This window comes from Microbacterium paraoxydans (assembly GCF_020524545.1).
Lineage (GTDB): Bacteria > Actinomycetota > Actinomycetes > Actinomycetales > Microbacteriaceae > Microbacterium > Microbacterium paraoxydans_C.
In genome coordinates, this window is the sequence record NZ_JAIVLG010000004.1 from 394,919 (window position 1) to 408,236 (window position 13,318).

The following is a 13,318-nucleotide window of genomic DNA, read 5'->3' on the forward strand; positions in this document are numbered from 1 at the left end:
GCTTCCCCATGCCCATGGAATTCCTGCTCTTCGGCCTTCTTGCCGTCCTCCTCGTCTTCATGATCTTCAACACGCGCAAGCGCACGAAGCAGATGAAGGCCGAGCAGGAGGAGAAGGCGACCAAGACCGTTCCCGGCGCCAAGGTGCTCCTTCAGGGGGGCATCTACGGGACGATCGTCTCGTACGACCCCGAGGACCTCGACACTCCGGCTCTCGTCGAGATCGCGCCCGGCACGATCATCGATGTCCACAGCCAGGCGATCCTGCGCGTCGTCGAGCCGAAGGACGCCGTCATCGAGACGCCCGTCGACGCCGACGAGGAGCAGGAGACGGATGAGTCGATCGCACCTCCCGTCGAGACCCCCGAGGAGACCCGTGCCCGTCTTGAGCGGGACGCTGACGACAAGTAACTCCACGGCCGATACGGCCCGTCGGATCTCCGTCCTTTCAGAAAGCTGAACACACGTGGCTTCATCCTCTCCCGTCCGTCACGCCTGGCGGGTCCTCCTCGGCCTGCTCCTCGTGACCGGCGTGCTCTTCGGCATCAACTCGTTGGGCGTGTACGTCTTCAAGGACGCTGAGGGGGCGCCGGCGAGTTCCTGGACCCCTGAGCTCGCTCTCGACCTCCAGGGTGGCACCCAGATCGTCCTCAGCGCCGAAACGGAAGACGGGGCCGCTCCCACACAGGAGCAGCTCGACCAGGCCGCGGCGATCATCCGGCAGCGCGTCGATGCCTCGGGCGTGGCTGAGGCCGACATCACGACCGAGGGCGGCCAGAACATCGTCGTCCAGATCCCTGGCGAGGCTGACGCACAGACGCGCGAGCGGATCCAGGCGAGTGCGCAGCTCGAGCTTCGCCCCGTCCTCTACACGGATGCCGCGGGAACCGAGTTCGTCGGCGAGGACGGGAACTCCACACCGTTCCCGACGCCCGATCCGACGTTGAATGCCACGCCGACCGCCACGCCGACCGATGCGAGCGACCTCTCGTGGGTCACGGAGAAGCTCGCCGCGGAGTTCCAGGCTTACGACTGCGCGAACCCCGACAACGACCCGGCTCGGGCACCGAAGGATGAGCCGGTCGTCGCTTGCTCGCCGGATGATTCACAGAAGTTCCTGCTCGGCCCGACCGAACTCGACGGCACCGCCATCACCGACGCCTCCGCCGGTCGCGATCAGAAGTCCGGTGCGTGGATCGTCCAGCTGACGATGAACGGTGAGGGCGCAGACGCCTTCGGCAAGGTCAGCACTCGTCTGAACCAGTACCGGCTCGACGGACTGTCTCCGCGGGACCAGTTCGCCTTCGTGCTCGACGGCGACGTGATCAGCGCCCCCCGGATGAACGGCGTCATCCTCGACGGACGCCCCAGCATCTCGGGTAGCTTCACGCAGGAGACCGCGACCACGCTCGCGGATCAGCTCAAGTTCGGAGCGCTGCCGCTCAGTTTCACCGTGCAGAGCTCCGACACGATCTCCGCGACGCTCGGAACCCAGCAGCTCCAGATCGGTCTGATCGCGGGACTCATCGGTCTCGCCCTCGTCGCGATCTACTCGCTCATCGTCTATCGCGCCCTCGGATCCGTGATCATCGCCTCGATCGCGGTGATGGCCGTCCTGACCTACATCATCATCTGCATCTTGGCCTGGCGCATCGGCTTCCGCCTGTCGCTCGCCGGTGTCGCGGGTCTCATCGTCTCGATCGGCTTCACCGCCGACTCGTTCATCGTCTACTTCGAACGAATAAGAGACGAACTCCGAGACGGCAAGTCCATCACGGCTGCCGTGGAAGACGGCTGGGGTCGTGCGAAGCGGACGATCTACATCTCGAAGTCGATCAACGTTCTCGCCGCACTCGTGCTGTATATCCTCGCCGACGCCACCGTGAAGGGATTCGCCTTCACTCTGGGGCTCACGACCCTCATCGACGTGTTCATCTTCGTGATCTTCACGCACCCGGTGATGCAACTGCTCGCCCGCACCCGCTTCTTCGGCGGAGGGCACAAGCTGTCGGGGCTGGATCCCGCCGCGCTCGGAGCCGTCTATCGAAGCCGCTCCCAGTACCGAGAGGTCTCGACGTCCTCGGCCGGGCGTGGTGCGAAGAACTCGAGATCCCGCGGCGAAGCCGAACGCCGACAGACCATCGCCGAACGCAAGCGTGCGGAAGCGCTCGCGAGCGACAGACAGACCACCGCCGGAAGTGAGGGAGACGCCTGATGCCTTCCATGAATGAGTTCGGCAACAATCTCTATTCGGGGAAGACCTCCTTCCCGTTCGTCGGCAAGCGTCGGCTCTGGTTCATCATCGCGATCGCCCTCGTGGTCGGCTCCGCGCTCGTCCCGCTGTTCCGGCCCATTCAGTTCTCGATCGAGTTCACCGGCGGGTCGCAGTTCACCGTGCAGGCGCCGGCGACGCTCGATCAGGGCGTCGCGACCGAGGCCGTCCAATCCGTCGTGCCCGGTGCGTCGACCAAGGTCGTCGTGGTGAACAACGCCGACATCCGCGTGCAGACCGACCAGATGAGCGCGGCCGAGACGCAGCAGGTCGCCGAAGCACTCGCAGACGCCTATGGTGTCGAGGCTGCGAACGTCACATCGTCGTTCATCGGTCCGGCGTGGGGCGAGAACGTCACGAAGCAGTCCCTGTGGGGGCTCGCGATCTTCCTCGCCCTCACCTTCCTGATTCTGGCGATCTACTTCCGCACCTGGAAGATGTCGGCTGCGGCGATCATCGGACTGCTCGACGTGCTCGTGATCACGGTGGGCGTCTACGCCCTGGCAGGATTCGAGATCTCGCCGGCGGCGGTGATCGGTTTCCTTACGATCCTGGCCTACTCCTTGTACGACACGACTGTCGTCTTCGACAAGATTCGAGAGAACACGACGGAGGACGGGGAGAAGTCTGCCCGTCTGTTCGGCGAGTCGGTGAACCTCGCGGTGAACCAGACGCTCGTTCGCTCGATCAACACATCCGTCGTCGCTGCCCTTCCGGTCGGCGCCGTCCTCTTCATCGGTGCCTTCTGGCTCGGTGCCGAGTCGCTCACCGACATCTCCCTGTCGATCTTCGTCGGGATTCTGGTGGCCACTTACTCGACGCTGTTCGTCGCGGCACCGCTGTACTCGCTCTTCCGCGAGAACGAACCGCAGATCAAGGAACGGGACGCGCGCATCCGTGATGCCCGTAGCAGGACGTCCGTCGACGCCTGATCGGCCACCCTCAGCGGGAGCTCGACCCGCTCAGCACGCGTAGGATGAACTGATCTGGAGGTGGGTTGATGGCGGAACCGCAGACGTCGACGCAGGGTTCTAGTCTGCGACGACTGGTTCCCCGGATCTTCTCCCGCGCGTCGCGGATCAACGATCTCGACAATCTGATCCGCACGGTGCGTGTGAACCACCCCAAAGGCGATTTCTCCGTCATTGAGCGCGCGTATGCCGTCGCCAAGGAGAAGCACGAGGGGCAGAAGCGTCAGAGCGGTGAGCCCTACATCACCCACCCGCTCGCGGTCGCTCAGATCTTGGCCGAACTCGGTCTCGGTCCGCGAGCGATCGCAGCCGCGTTGCTTCACGACACGGTCGAGGACACGGGCTACGCGCTCACTGATCTGACCGCCGAGTTCGGCGACGAGGTCGCGATGCTCGTCGACGGCGTCACCAAGCTCGACAAGGTCAAGTACGGCGAGAGCGCCCAGGCGGAGACGGTCCGCAAGATGATCGTGGCGATGTCGAAGGACATCCGCGTGCTGCTGATCAAGCTCGCCGACCGCCTGCACAACGCACGCACCTGGGGCTTCGTCCCGCCCGAGAAGGCGGCGAAGAAGGCCAAGGAGACCCTCGAGATCTATGCGCCGCTGGCGAATCGGCTCGGTATCCAGGCGATCAAGTCAGAGCTGGAAGACCTCTCGTTCGCGGTCCTGCACCCGAAGATCTACAACGAGATCCACAGCCTCATCGCCCAGCGCACTCCCCAGCGGGAGAAGTATCTGAACCAGGTCGTCGAGGAGATCGACGAGGATCTGCGCGACCTCCGCATCCGCGGCAAGGTCGTCGGCCGGCCGAAGCAGCTTTACTCGGTGTACCAGAAGATGGTCATCCGCGGCCGGGAGTTCGACGACATCTACGACCTGATCGGCATCCGCGTGCTCGTGGCCTCCGTGCGCGACTGCTATGCGGTCCTCGGCGCGATCCACGCACGGTGGACGCCGCTGCCCGGACGGTTCAAGGACTACATCGCGACTCCGAAGTTCAACCTCTACCAGTCGCTCCATACGACCGTGATCGGGCCGTCCGGTCGAACGGTGGAGATCCAGATCCGCACCCACGAGATGCACCAGCAGGCCGAGTACGGAGTGGCCGCGCACTGGATGTACAAGGAGCGGATGAACGGCGGCGGGAAGACCGAGGTGCGCGCCTCCGACACCGACATGGCGTGGCTCGCTCACATCTCCGACTGGCAGGCCGAGACGGCCGACCCGGGGGAGTTCCTCGAGTCGCTCCGTTTCGAGATCGGAGCGAAGGAGGTGTACGTCTTCACGCCGAAGGGACGCGTGATCGGCCTCCCCTCCGGTGCGACTCCGGTCGACTTCGCGTACGCCGTCCACACCGAGATCGGCCATCGGACGATGGGGGCAAAGGTCAACGGCCGACTCGTGCCGTTGGAGTCCGAGCTCAAGAGCGGAGACGTCGTCGAGGTCTTCACGTCGAAGAACCCCGATGCCGGCCCCAGCCAGGACTGGCTCGGCTTTGTCGCGAGCACGCGCGCCCGAAACAAGATTCGCGGGTGGTTCACGAAGGAACGGCGCGAAGAAGCCATCGAGCAGGGCAAGGAGGCCATCGCACGGGCGATGCGTCGACAGAACCTTCCTCTGCAGCGTCTGATGAGTCATGACTCGTTCGCCGAGGTTGCTCGGGGGATGCACTACGAAGACGTCTCCGCGCTGTACGCCGCCGTTGGCGAGGGGCACGTCTCAACGCAGTCGGTCTTGGAGAAGGTCACCGCTCTCGTGGCGGCGAACGACACGACCACCGGTGCTATCGATTTGCCGGGTAGCAGCGTGCCGACCAGGGAGCCGCGTTCCGGCGACTCGGGTGTTCTCGTGCGCGGCGCCAACGACATCCTCGTGAAGCTCGCGAAGTGCTGCACCCCGGTTCCCGGGGACCAGATCGTCGGATTCGTGACCCGCGGCAGTGGGGTCTCCGTGCACCGCGCGGACTGCGTGAACGTGAAGGCGCTGGGATCCGAGCAGGATCGTTTCGTCGAGGTGTCCTGGGCCCCGACCACGAAGAGCGTGTTCCGCGTCCAGATCCAGGTGGAGGCGCTCGACCGGTCGGGGCTTCTCTCCGATGTGACGCGCGTCCTCAGCGAGCACCATGTCAACATCCTCTCCGCCACGGTGACGACGACGGATGAGCGACTGGCGCTGAGCCGCTTCGTGTTCGAGATGGGTGACGCGGTGCACTTGGACCGTGTGCTCAACGCCGTCCGCCGCATCGACGCCGTGTACGACGTCTATCGCGTCACCTCCTCCTGAGCACGAGCCGCTCCAGCGCCGCCAGCCCGGCCCGACTTCCCGGCACGCGATGGAGATCGCGCAGCGCGGCGATGGCGGCTTTCGGCGTGCCGGGAAGCGCGGCTGCGAGCCGATCCATCCACATCAGGACACGAGGGTCGCGGTGGAGCGTCGTGGCGAGATCGAGCATCGTGCGCGCAGGGGTGGAGACCGGAACGCCGCCGATCAGCTCGATGTCGACGTCCGGGAGCACGGTGTCGTGGAAGACCAGGCGTGCGCTGGTGATCGGTCGGATTCGACGGTCGATGCAGCGTTTCACATGATGCACGACCGGGGGAGCGTCGCCGGCACCGTGAATCCACGCGGCCGTCTGCGTGCAGGCGGCGGTGCCCGGTTGGACGAGCATCGACACCGAGCTCGCTCGCACGTCGGGCCCTGCGACGAGGTCGGCGGGGATGTAGGCGTCGCCCACCTCGACGACATGACCATCGATCCGCGCTGCGCTGAGCTCGCTCTCACTCAGTCGCTCGCCGGGCACATAGAGGAAAGCGGGGTGCATCACGCCAGTCTGACGTAGTGCACCCCGCCTGCGCCGTGATCGCGGAGAACTGTGGAGAGACCGATTAGCCGCCCAGAGCGCTCAGCCACGCGCGGCGAGCCTCGAGGGCGTCCGTCGCATCCTTCGCGGCCTTCTTGTCGCCGGTCTTCTCTGCGGCGGCGACCTCCGCCTCGAGCTTCTCGATCGCCTCGAGCAGCTGTGAGCTCATGTCGTTCGCGCGAGCCTTGGTCTCGGGGTTGTTCTTCTTCCAGTCCACGTCCTCTCGCGCCTTGAGCGCCTGCTCGATGGTGCGGAGTCTGTCGTCGAGAGCGCGCTCCTTCTCGCGAGGGAAGATGCGACCGATCTCGTCCCACTGTCGCTGGATGCGCGTGAGAAGAGCGCGTGCGCGCTTGATGTTCGACTCGTCGGCGACGGCTTTCGCCTCGACGAGGAGAGCTTCGCGCGCTTCGATCTTCGGCGCGGACTCCGCTTCCTCGGCGGCGGACTGTTCCGCGCGAGCGGCATAGAGGGCGTCGCCTGCGGTCTTGAACCGGGCCCAGAGAGCGTCGTCCGCCTTGCGCCCCGCGCGTCCGGCGGCTTTCCACTCATCGAGCAGGTTACGGTACGCCGGGATGCCGTCCGTTCCGCGCGGAGCGAGAGCCTCGGCGCGCTCGACCAGACGTGTCTTCGCGTCGCGCGCGATCTTGTGCGCATCGTCGAGCTCCGAGTAGAAGGCCCTGCGCTGCTTGTCGACCACGGCGCGTGCGTCTCGGAAACGCTTCCACAACTGCTGCGAGATGCCCTTGGACAGACGAGGGCCGTTCTGCTGCTGGGCCTGCCACTCGTCGAACAACTCTCCGAGCTCGGCGGTCACCTGCTTCCACTGCACCTTGCTGAGGTCGCGGGCGGCGATCGCCTCGGCCTTCTCGACCAGTGCGGTGCGTTCGGCGATCGCCTGGTCGACGAGCTCCTTGGCGTGTTGCGCCTCCTGCTCAGTGGCTTCCGAGAGTGAGGAGGTCAGGGCATTGAGCCGGACGCGGAGCCCTTCGAGGTCGCCGACGGCGGCGGCATCCGTCGCCTCGTCGAGCAAATGACCCGCCTGCTTGACGAGGTCTGCGGCGGATGCGCCTCCGGCCTGGTGGCGCTGTTCGAGCGTGTGCACCTTGAAGGCGATGTCGTCGAACTTGCGCACGAAGTAGGCGAGAGCCTCCTCCGGTGTGCCGTCGGGATACTGTCCGACGACACGCCAGTTCTCGCCCTCGCGGACCTCTACGGTGCCGTCATCGGCGACGCGGCCCCATTCGGCGGAGGTCGATGATGCGGCAGGCACGGAGGCGACGGGGGCGACAGCCGCCGGCGTGGGCGCCTTTCGCGGCATCGGCACGGCGGGCGGTCCGGGGACGGGGGGAGTCGGCTTCGAGGGCTCGGTGGCAGACACGTGATTCTCCTTGCGCGGTAGGGCCGCGGGAGGCGGAAAGGACGAGGCTCAGCCTAGTACGCCAGAGCCTCCGGGGTTGAGGCCGCGGTTTCAGGCCCCGCGTCGTTACCGTTCTGTGAGCAGAAAGTTCGACGGAGGAAACACGCTGCGTCATCTTCGGGAAACACGACCCTCCTATCGTCACCAGAACGACAGTCTTCCGGTCGACAGGAGCACGATGAACGGCACGGCACCCGCGACGAGCGAGATCCTGGTCGTCGGAGCGGGTGTCGGTGCGCATCGATTCGTCGAGCAGGTCCTCCGTGATCCCGATGCTCCGGTGCGGGTGACGGTGATCGGTGAGGAAGACCGTGGTCCGTACGATCGCTCGGCGCTCGCGCAGGTGTTGTCGGGCGTCGACGCAGAGGAGATCCAACTGGATCGTTCCGTGTTCCGCGACGTCCGCGTCCGACTCATCCGGGACGACAGGGTGCTTCGGATCGATCCTTCGGGTCATACGGTGCGGACCCGGGCACGGCGCACCTACGGCTACGACACTCTCGTGCTGGCGACCGGCTCCTTCGGCGCGAAGATCGCCGTGGAGGGCGCGAGTCTTCCCGGGTGCTTCGGCTACCGCACCGTCGAAGACGTCGAGTCGATCCGGACGTTCGTGGAGTCGGCGTCCCGACAACGCGGGCGCCCCCTTCGCGGCACCGTGGTCGGTGCAGGGTTGCATGGCCTTCAGGCCGCCGAGGCGTTGAACGCGATGGGGGTCGACACCACGGTGATCGAGTTCTCGGATCGTGTGATGCCCCGCCAACTCGATCGGAGTGCCGCAGCAGTGGTGCAGGCGGCGCTCCTGAAGCGCGGGATATCGGTGCGCACGGGCATCCGCACGACTCGAATCGATCCGGGCGATTCCGGCTCGGTCGCCTCGCTGGAGTTCCAGGACGGGTCGTTCCAACGCGCCGACGTGGTCGTGCTCACCGTCGGCGTGCGTGCGCGCGATGAACTCGCCCGCAACGCGGGACTCGCCGTGCACCCGGAAGGCGGCGTGCTCGTCGACGAGCGAGGTGAGACCTCGGTCCCGGGGATCCTCGCGATCGGCGAGGTGGCGCGCCTCGAGGGACGTGGCCCCGGGTTCGTCGGGGCGGTGCGGGCCACGGCTGACGTCGCAGCAGCGAATGTGGGAGGCGGGGATGCACGATTCCCACGCGACCTCGAGGGAGGGAACGTCGCGCTCGGCGGGGTCGACATCGCGACGTTCGGAGATCCGCTGGCCTCGACGGTGTCTGCGGTCGAAGTCGTCACCCAGGAGGATCCGGGGGCCGGGATCTATCGCAAGCTCGTGATCTCGGATGACGGGCGGACGGTGGTCGGTGGAATCCTCGTCGGCGACACGAGCGGGTACGCGGCGCTGCGCGCCCTCGTCTCAGAAGCCTGGCGTCCCGCTCATGCCGCACGGTTGCTCTCGACGGTCGGCGGTGCGGACACAGGGGACATCTGCGATCACACGGCCGTGCGACCGCAGGACCTCCTCGCCGCCGTGGGCGAAACCGGAGGCTCGACCTTCACGGCGATCCGCTCCCGTTACGGCTTCGTACGAGGCTGCCGTCGCTGCACCCTGGGGATCGCGCGGGTGCTCCTGCAGTTCGCCGCGCAGCAGGATCTCCTGCACCAGACACGGGAGCTCGGGGTGCAGAGGGGGGTGAGGACCGGCCTCCTGGCGGACGGAACGTACGTCGTCGCTCCGGTGATGCCTGACGGCACGCTCAGCCCGGCTGAGCTGCTGGCGATCGGGGAGCTCGCAGAGCACTGTGGATTGCGACCGCGCATTACCGGCGCGACGATCGAGTTGCGAGGCGTGCATGCCGACGATGTGGGGCCCGTGCTCGCCCGTCTCACCGCGGCAGGACTCTCGTCAGTGCCCGGCGTCGGCGAAGACGCGGTGGGCCTCGTCGCCGAGGACCTCCCGCGGCTGGGCGAATCGCGAGACGCATCGGACGCGCGGGGAAGCGGCCATCGGGGGAAGGCGGGGAACGCCCGCGCCGGCGAGGTGAGCCCCCGAGTGTCGCTGCGTCGAGTGGGGAGTCCCTCCTCATGACCCCGGTGAGCGGCCGCCGCCCGCCGCTAGCGGGGTGCAGGATCATCGTGTCGGATGACGCCAGATCCGCGGATCCTCCGCGCGACGGTGTGCGCGCCGGTGAAGGACGGTCGGACGGTCTCGCCGAGGTCCTGTCGGAGGTGGGGGCTGCGGTGTGGCGGGTCGCTGTGCCGCGAAGCGGTGCGCGGACGTCCGCCGCGCTGCGGAGCGTCGTCCAGCGTGCAGCGAAGGGCGGGATCGACGCCGTGCTGTTCCTCGCCCCCACAGCTCCCTGGCTCGAGACGGCCGAGAGCATCGGAGCGCTCGAGGCCATCCGTCGGCGGTCGGATTCAGGTCGTTTGCTCCTGGGGGCACTCCACGAGGAGGATGCGGAGCGCCTGCGCCTCGCCGGCCTCGCCGTGATGCACACCGAGGGATCGAGCGCCGCAGTACTCGCCCGGGGTGTCGTTGCGCACTACGACAGCGGGAAGACCGCATTGGTCACTGACGCCGGCCGCCTCGAGGTGCGAAGCGGAGGTGTCGTGGTCGACGAACGTTTCATCCCGTTGTCCCGCGGGGCCACGGGCGTCATCGAGGCGCTGTTTCTCGCCGGGGGTCGGGTGCTCTCGCGCGCGGAGATCGGCAGAGTCCTCCCGGGCGGGCAGCGCAGTGGCCGAGCGGTGGAGGTCGCGGTGGCGCGTCTTCGCGAGTCGCTCGACGGAATCGATCTGGTGCAGACCGTCGTCAAGCGCGGCTATCGCTTGGCCGTCACCGAGTAGCGATCAGATCCCGGAACCCGGACGGCTTCTCTCCGTCGTTCTATTCAGCCGGGTTGTCCGAGGGAAGCGGCGTGGGGGTCTCCGACGGGGCATCCGTGGGAGAGGTCGTCGGTTCCACGGTGGGGGCGGGCGTGGGTTCAGGCTCCGGTGCGGTGACCTGAGCATGCACGACCTGGCTGCCGATCGCGGCGACGACGATGAGGCTCGCGGCGATCGCGGCGATCGTGTTGTCCCGGGCGCGGCGACGGATCTGGCCCTCGTGCCACTGCGTGCGCGCGGCGTGCAGTCGTGCGCGCTCGGCTGTCGTGCGCGACTGTGCCTTCTTGGAACCGCGTGCGGCCATGCCTGGATCTCCCATCTCGACGTCAGGACAGGACGTCGCCTGAGAGCCTACCGGGATGCCTGCGGTCGCCCGAAGTGTCCGGACCCGCCGGTAGCCTGGATGGATGACGTCCCCCGCTGCGCTGCTCTCCGGGCAGACGCCCCTCGCCGTGCGCATGCGCCCGGTCTCCCTCGATGAAGTCGCGGGGCAGCGTCATCTCCTGCGAGCCGGTTCCCCCATCGTCGCCCTCGCTGACCCACAGGCGACGTCACCGGGCGCCGTGTCGATGATCCTGTGGGGCCCACCGGGAACGGGTAAGACCACCCTCGCTCAGGCGATCGCGCGGTCATCAGGACGCCGCTTCGTGGAACTCTCGGCGATCACCGCAGGCGTGAAGGATGTCCGGGAGGTGATGCAGGAGGCGATCACGCAGCGCGATCTCTACGGGCAGACGACGATCCTCTTCCTCGACGAGATCCATCGCTTCACCAAGGCCCAGCAAGACGCGCTGCTTCCCGGTGTCGAGAACGGATGGGTCATCCTGATCGCGGCGACGACCGAGAACCCCTCGTTCTCGGTGATCTCGCCGCTGTTGTCGCGTTCCCTGCTGCTCACGCTCCAGCCCCTCACCGACGAGGACATCGGGTTGCTCGTCGATCGCGCCGTGACCGACCCGCGGGGGCTGAACGGCGCGGTGGTCTTGAGCCCCGAGGCGCGTGCGGCCTTGATCCGCCTCGCGTCGGGCGACGCCAGGCGCGCCCTCACCGGTCTCGAAGCAGGCGCAGCGGTCGCCGTCTCGCACGCGACCGACACCGTCGACGTGGGTGAGACCGGCGACGAGGGTGAGACCGGCGACGAGGCAGCAGCCACGCATGCGTCGTCGAGTGCTGTGGAGATCACCGCCGACCACATCGCGCAGGCCGTCGACAAGGCTCTGCTGCGATACGACCGTCAAGGCGACGAGCACTACGACGTCATCAGTGCGTTCATCAAGTCGATCAGAGGTTCCGACCCCGATGCCGCACTCCACTACCTCGCACGCATGATCGAGGCGGGGGAGGACCCTCGGTTCATCGCCCGACGTCTTGTCATCTCGGCGTCGGAGGATGTCGGCCTCGCCGATCCCCAGGCGCTCGGCATCGCGGTCGCGGCGGCGGATGCGGTCGCGTTCATCGGCATGCCGGAGGGGCGCATCCCGCTCGCGGAGGCGACGGTGTACCTCGCGACCACGGCGAAATCCAACGCGGCCTATGTGGGCATCGACGCGGCCATCGCCGACATCCGCTCCGGCGGGTTCGGTCGGGTGCCGCTGCACCTGCGCGATGCCCACTACCCGGGAGCGAAGCGACTCGGACACGGCAAGGGGTACGTGTACTCCCATGACAGCGACTACGGGGTGGTGCCGCAGCAGTACCTGCCCGATGAGCTCGACGGCAAGCACTACTACGAGCCGAAGAACCTCGGTGCCGAGCGCGACATCGCCGCACGGCTCGAGCGCATCCGCCGCATCCTCGGCGACCGCTGAGCCCTCACGCAGGGCCAAACCGCGATCTGTTAGACTTGATCGGCTCGAAACCGAGTTTTCGGGCATCTCCTCGTTCACACCCCACCTTGCTGGCGCCCCGGCGTGCGCTCCAAGGCAGAACGCGGACGATACGTCCGTGAGTCGTGAAAGACGCGACCACGTCATCGGAAGGAAAGCTTCGTGACCACGAAGTCCCAGGATCGTCGCAAGGTTCGTCTGAGCCGTGCCCTCGGTATCCCGCTCACCCCGAAGGCCGCCCGCTACCTCGAGAAGCGTCCCTACGCTCCCGGCGAGCACGGCCGCACCAAGCGCAAGGCAGACAGCGACTACGCCGTCCGTCTGCGTGAGAAGCAGCGTCTTCGCGAGCAGTACGGCATCCGCGAGAAGCAGATGCGCAACACGTTCAACGAGGCCCGTCGCCACGACGGCCTGACCGGTGAGAACCTGGTCGAGCTCCTCGAGATGCGTCTCGACGCTCTGGTGCTGCGTTCGGGCTTCGCCCGCACCACCGCACAGGCTCGCCAGCTCGTCGTGCACCGTCACATCCTCGTCGACGGCCAGCTCGTCGACCGCCCGTCCTTCCGCGTGAAGCCGGGTCAGCTCATCCACGTCAAGGCCAAGAGCGAGGGCACCGAGCCCTTCCAGGTGGCAGCAGCCGGCGGTCACGCCGAGGTCCTGCCCCCCGTTCCCGGCTACCTCGAGGTCGAGCTCGACAAGCTCCAGTCGCGTCTTGTCCGTCGTCCGAAGCGTGCCGAGGTCCCCGTGACCTGTGAAGTGCAGCTCGTCGTCGAGTACTACGCAGCTCGCTGATCCAGCGAAAGAGCAATCGGGCAGGAGGCGTCGGGATTCCCGACGCCTCCTGTCGTTTCCGCATACGATGGTGACACCGCGCCTTCGCGGGTCAAAGGCAAGGATGGCGACATGAAGAACGTGCTGTGGTTCCTGATCGGTGTGATCGGCGGCTTCGTCGCGGCTCACTTCATGAACAAGGACCCGCGTGGTCACGACATCCTCGCCGAGGTCGACGCCAGGATCAACGGATTCACCGCGATCCTCGGCGACGCCTACCGCGAGCAGGAGGCACGGCTCACGGAGCCGGGCGACAACTGAACCACCGCAGCAGCGCCCCGGCGCGGCATCTTCACGCA

12 protein-coding genes are annotated in these 13,318 nt (G+C 67.0%); 9 read left to right on the forward strand and 3 right to left on the reverse strand.

Annotation, left to right across the window (positions count from 1 at the left end):
• Nucleotides 1–8: 8 nt before the first annotated feature.
• The 4 genes from LC041_RS11050 (at nt 9) to LC041_RS11065 (ending at nt 5,527) form a co-directional block, all read left to right on the forward strand.
• Nucleotides 9–410 carry a preprotein translocase subunit YajC gene (locus LC041_RS11050; protein WP_374197668.1) on the forward strand — a complete coding sequence of 134 codons (402 nt, stop codon included), beginning with the start codon at nt 9–11 and terminating at the stop codon, nt 408–410.
• A gap of 55 nt (nt 411–465) precedes the next feature.
• Complete coding sequence (gene secD, locus LC041_RS11055; protein ID WP_226533139.1) at nt 466–2,214, forward strand: protein translocase subunit SecD; 1,749 nt, start codon at nt 466–468, stop codon at nt 2,212–2,214.
• Complete coding sequence (gene secF, locus LC041_RS11060) at nt 2,214–3,203, forward strand: protein translocase subunit SecF (RefSeq protein ID WP_226533140.1); 990 nt, start codon at nt 2,214–2,216, stop codon at nt 3,201–3,203. The genes secD and secF overlap by 1 nt, the downstream gene beginning before the upstream one ends.
• A gap of 68 nt (nt 3,204–3,271) precedes the next feature.
• Nucleotides 3,272–5,527: a RelA/SpoT family protein gene (locus LC041_RS11065; RefSeq protein ID WP_226533141.1), complete on the forward strand. Its 2,256-nt coding sequence runs from the start codon at nt 3,272–3,274 to the stop codon at nt 5,525–5,527.
• On the opposite strand, the gene LC041_RS11070 is transcribed toward LC041_RS11065, so the two are convergent.
• Both LC041_RS11070 and LC041_RS11075 read right to left on the reverse strand, forming a co-directional pair.
• A complete protein-coding gene (locus LC041_RS11070) occupies nt 5,514–6,065 on the reverse strand; it encodes a type IV toxin-antitoxin system AbiEi family antitoxin (RefSeq protein WP_226533142.1) in 552 nt (183 codons plus the stop codon). The two genes, LC041_RS11065 and LC041_RS11070, sit on opposite strands and share 14 nt — an antisense overlap.
• A 64-nt stretch (nt 6,066–6,129) precedes the next feature.
• Entirely contained in the window at nt 6,130–7,482 is a 1,353-nt protein-coding gene (locus LC041_RS11075) for a DUF349 domain-containing protein (RefSeq protein ID WP_226533143.1), read from the reverse strand.
• A gap of 217 nt (nt 7,483–7,699) precedes the next feature.
• Here LC041_RS11075 and LC041_RS11080 point away from each other — a divergent pair, with 217 nt between their 5' ends.
• Together LC041_RS11080 and LC041_RS17370 are read left to right on the forward strand one after the other, a co-directional pair.
• Nucleotides 7,700–9,565: an FAD-dependent oxidoreductase gene (locus LC041_RS11080; RefSeq protein WP_226533144.1), complete on the forward strand. Its 1,866-nt coding sequence runs from the start codon at nt 7,700–7,702 to the stop codon at nt 9,563–9,565.
• 47 nt (nt 9,566–9,612) lie between these two features.
• The gene (locus LC041_RS17370; RefSeq protein ID WP_226533145.1) at nt 9,613–10,323 is read left to right on the forward strand and encodes a winged helix-turn-helix domain-containing protein; all 711 of its coding nucleotides are present in this window, start codon (nt 9,613–9,615) and stop codon (nt 10,321–10,323) included.
• A 40-nt stretch (nt 10,324–10,363) separates the two neighbouring features.
• On the opposite strand, the gene LC041_RS11090 is transcribed toward LC041_RS17370, so the two are convergent.
• The gene (locus LC041_RS11090; RefSeq protein WP_226533146.1) at nt 10,364–10,666 is read right to left on the reverse strand and encodes a hypothetical protein; all 303 of its coding nucleotides are present in this window, start codon (nt 10,664–10,666) and stop codon (nt 10,364–10,366) included.
• A gap of 103 nt (nt 10,667–10,769) precedes the next feature.
• Here LC041_RS11090 and LC041_RS11095 point away from each other — a divergent pair, with 103 nt between their 5' ends.
• The 3 genes from LC041_RS11095 (at nt 10,770) to LC041_RS11105 (ending at nt 13,280) form a co-directional block, all read left to right on the forward strand.
• Entirely contained in the window at nt 10,770–12,170 is a 1,401-nt protein-coding gene (locus tag LC041_RS11095; protein WP_226533147.1) for a replication-associated recombination protein A, read from the forward strand.
• Nucleotides 12,171–12,350: 180 nt separating this feature from the next.
• Nucleotides 12,351–12,980: a 30S ribosomal protein S4 gene (gene rpsD / locus LC041_RS11100; RefSeq protein ID WP_047519497.1), complete on the forward strand. Its 630-nt coding sequence runs from the start codon at nt 12,351–12,353 to the stop codon at nt 12,978–12,980.
• A 111-nt stretch (nt 12,981–13,091) separates the two neighbouring features.
• Complete coding sequence (locus LC041_RS11105; RefSeq protein WP_017202147.1) at nt 13,092–13,280, forward strand: hypothetical protein; 189 nt, start codon at nt 13,092–13,094, stop codon at nt 13,278–13,280.
• Nucleotides 13,281–13,318 lie beyond the last annotated feature (38 nt).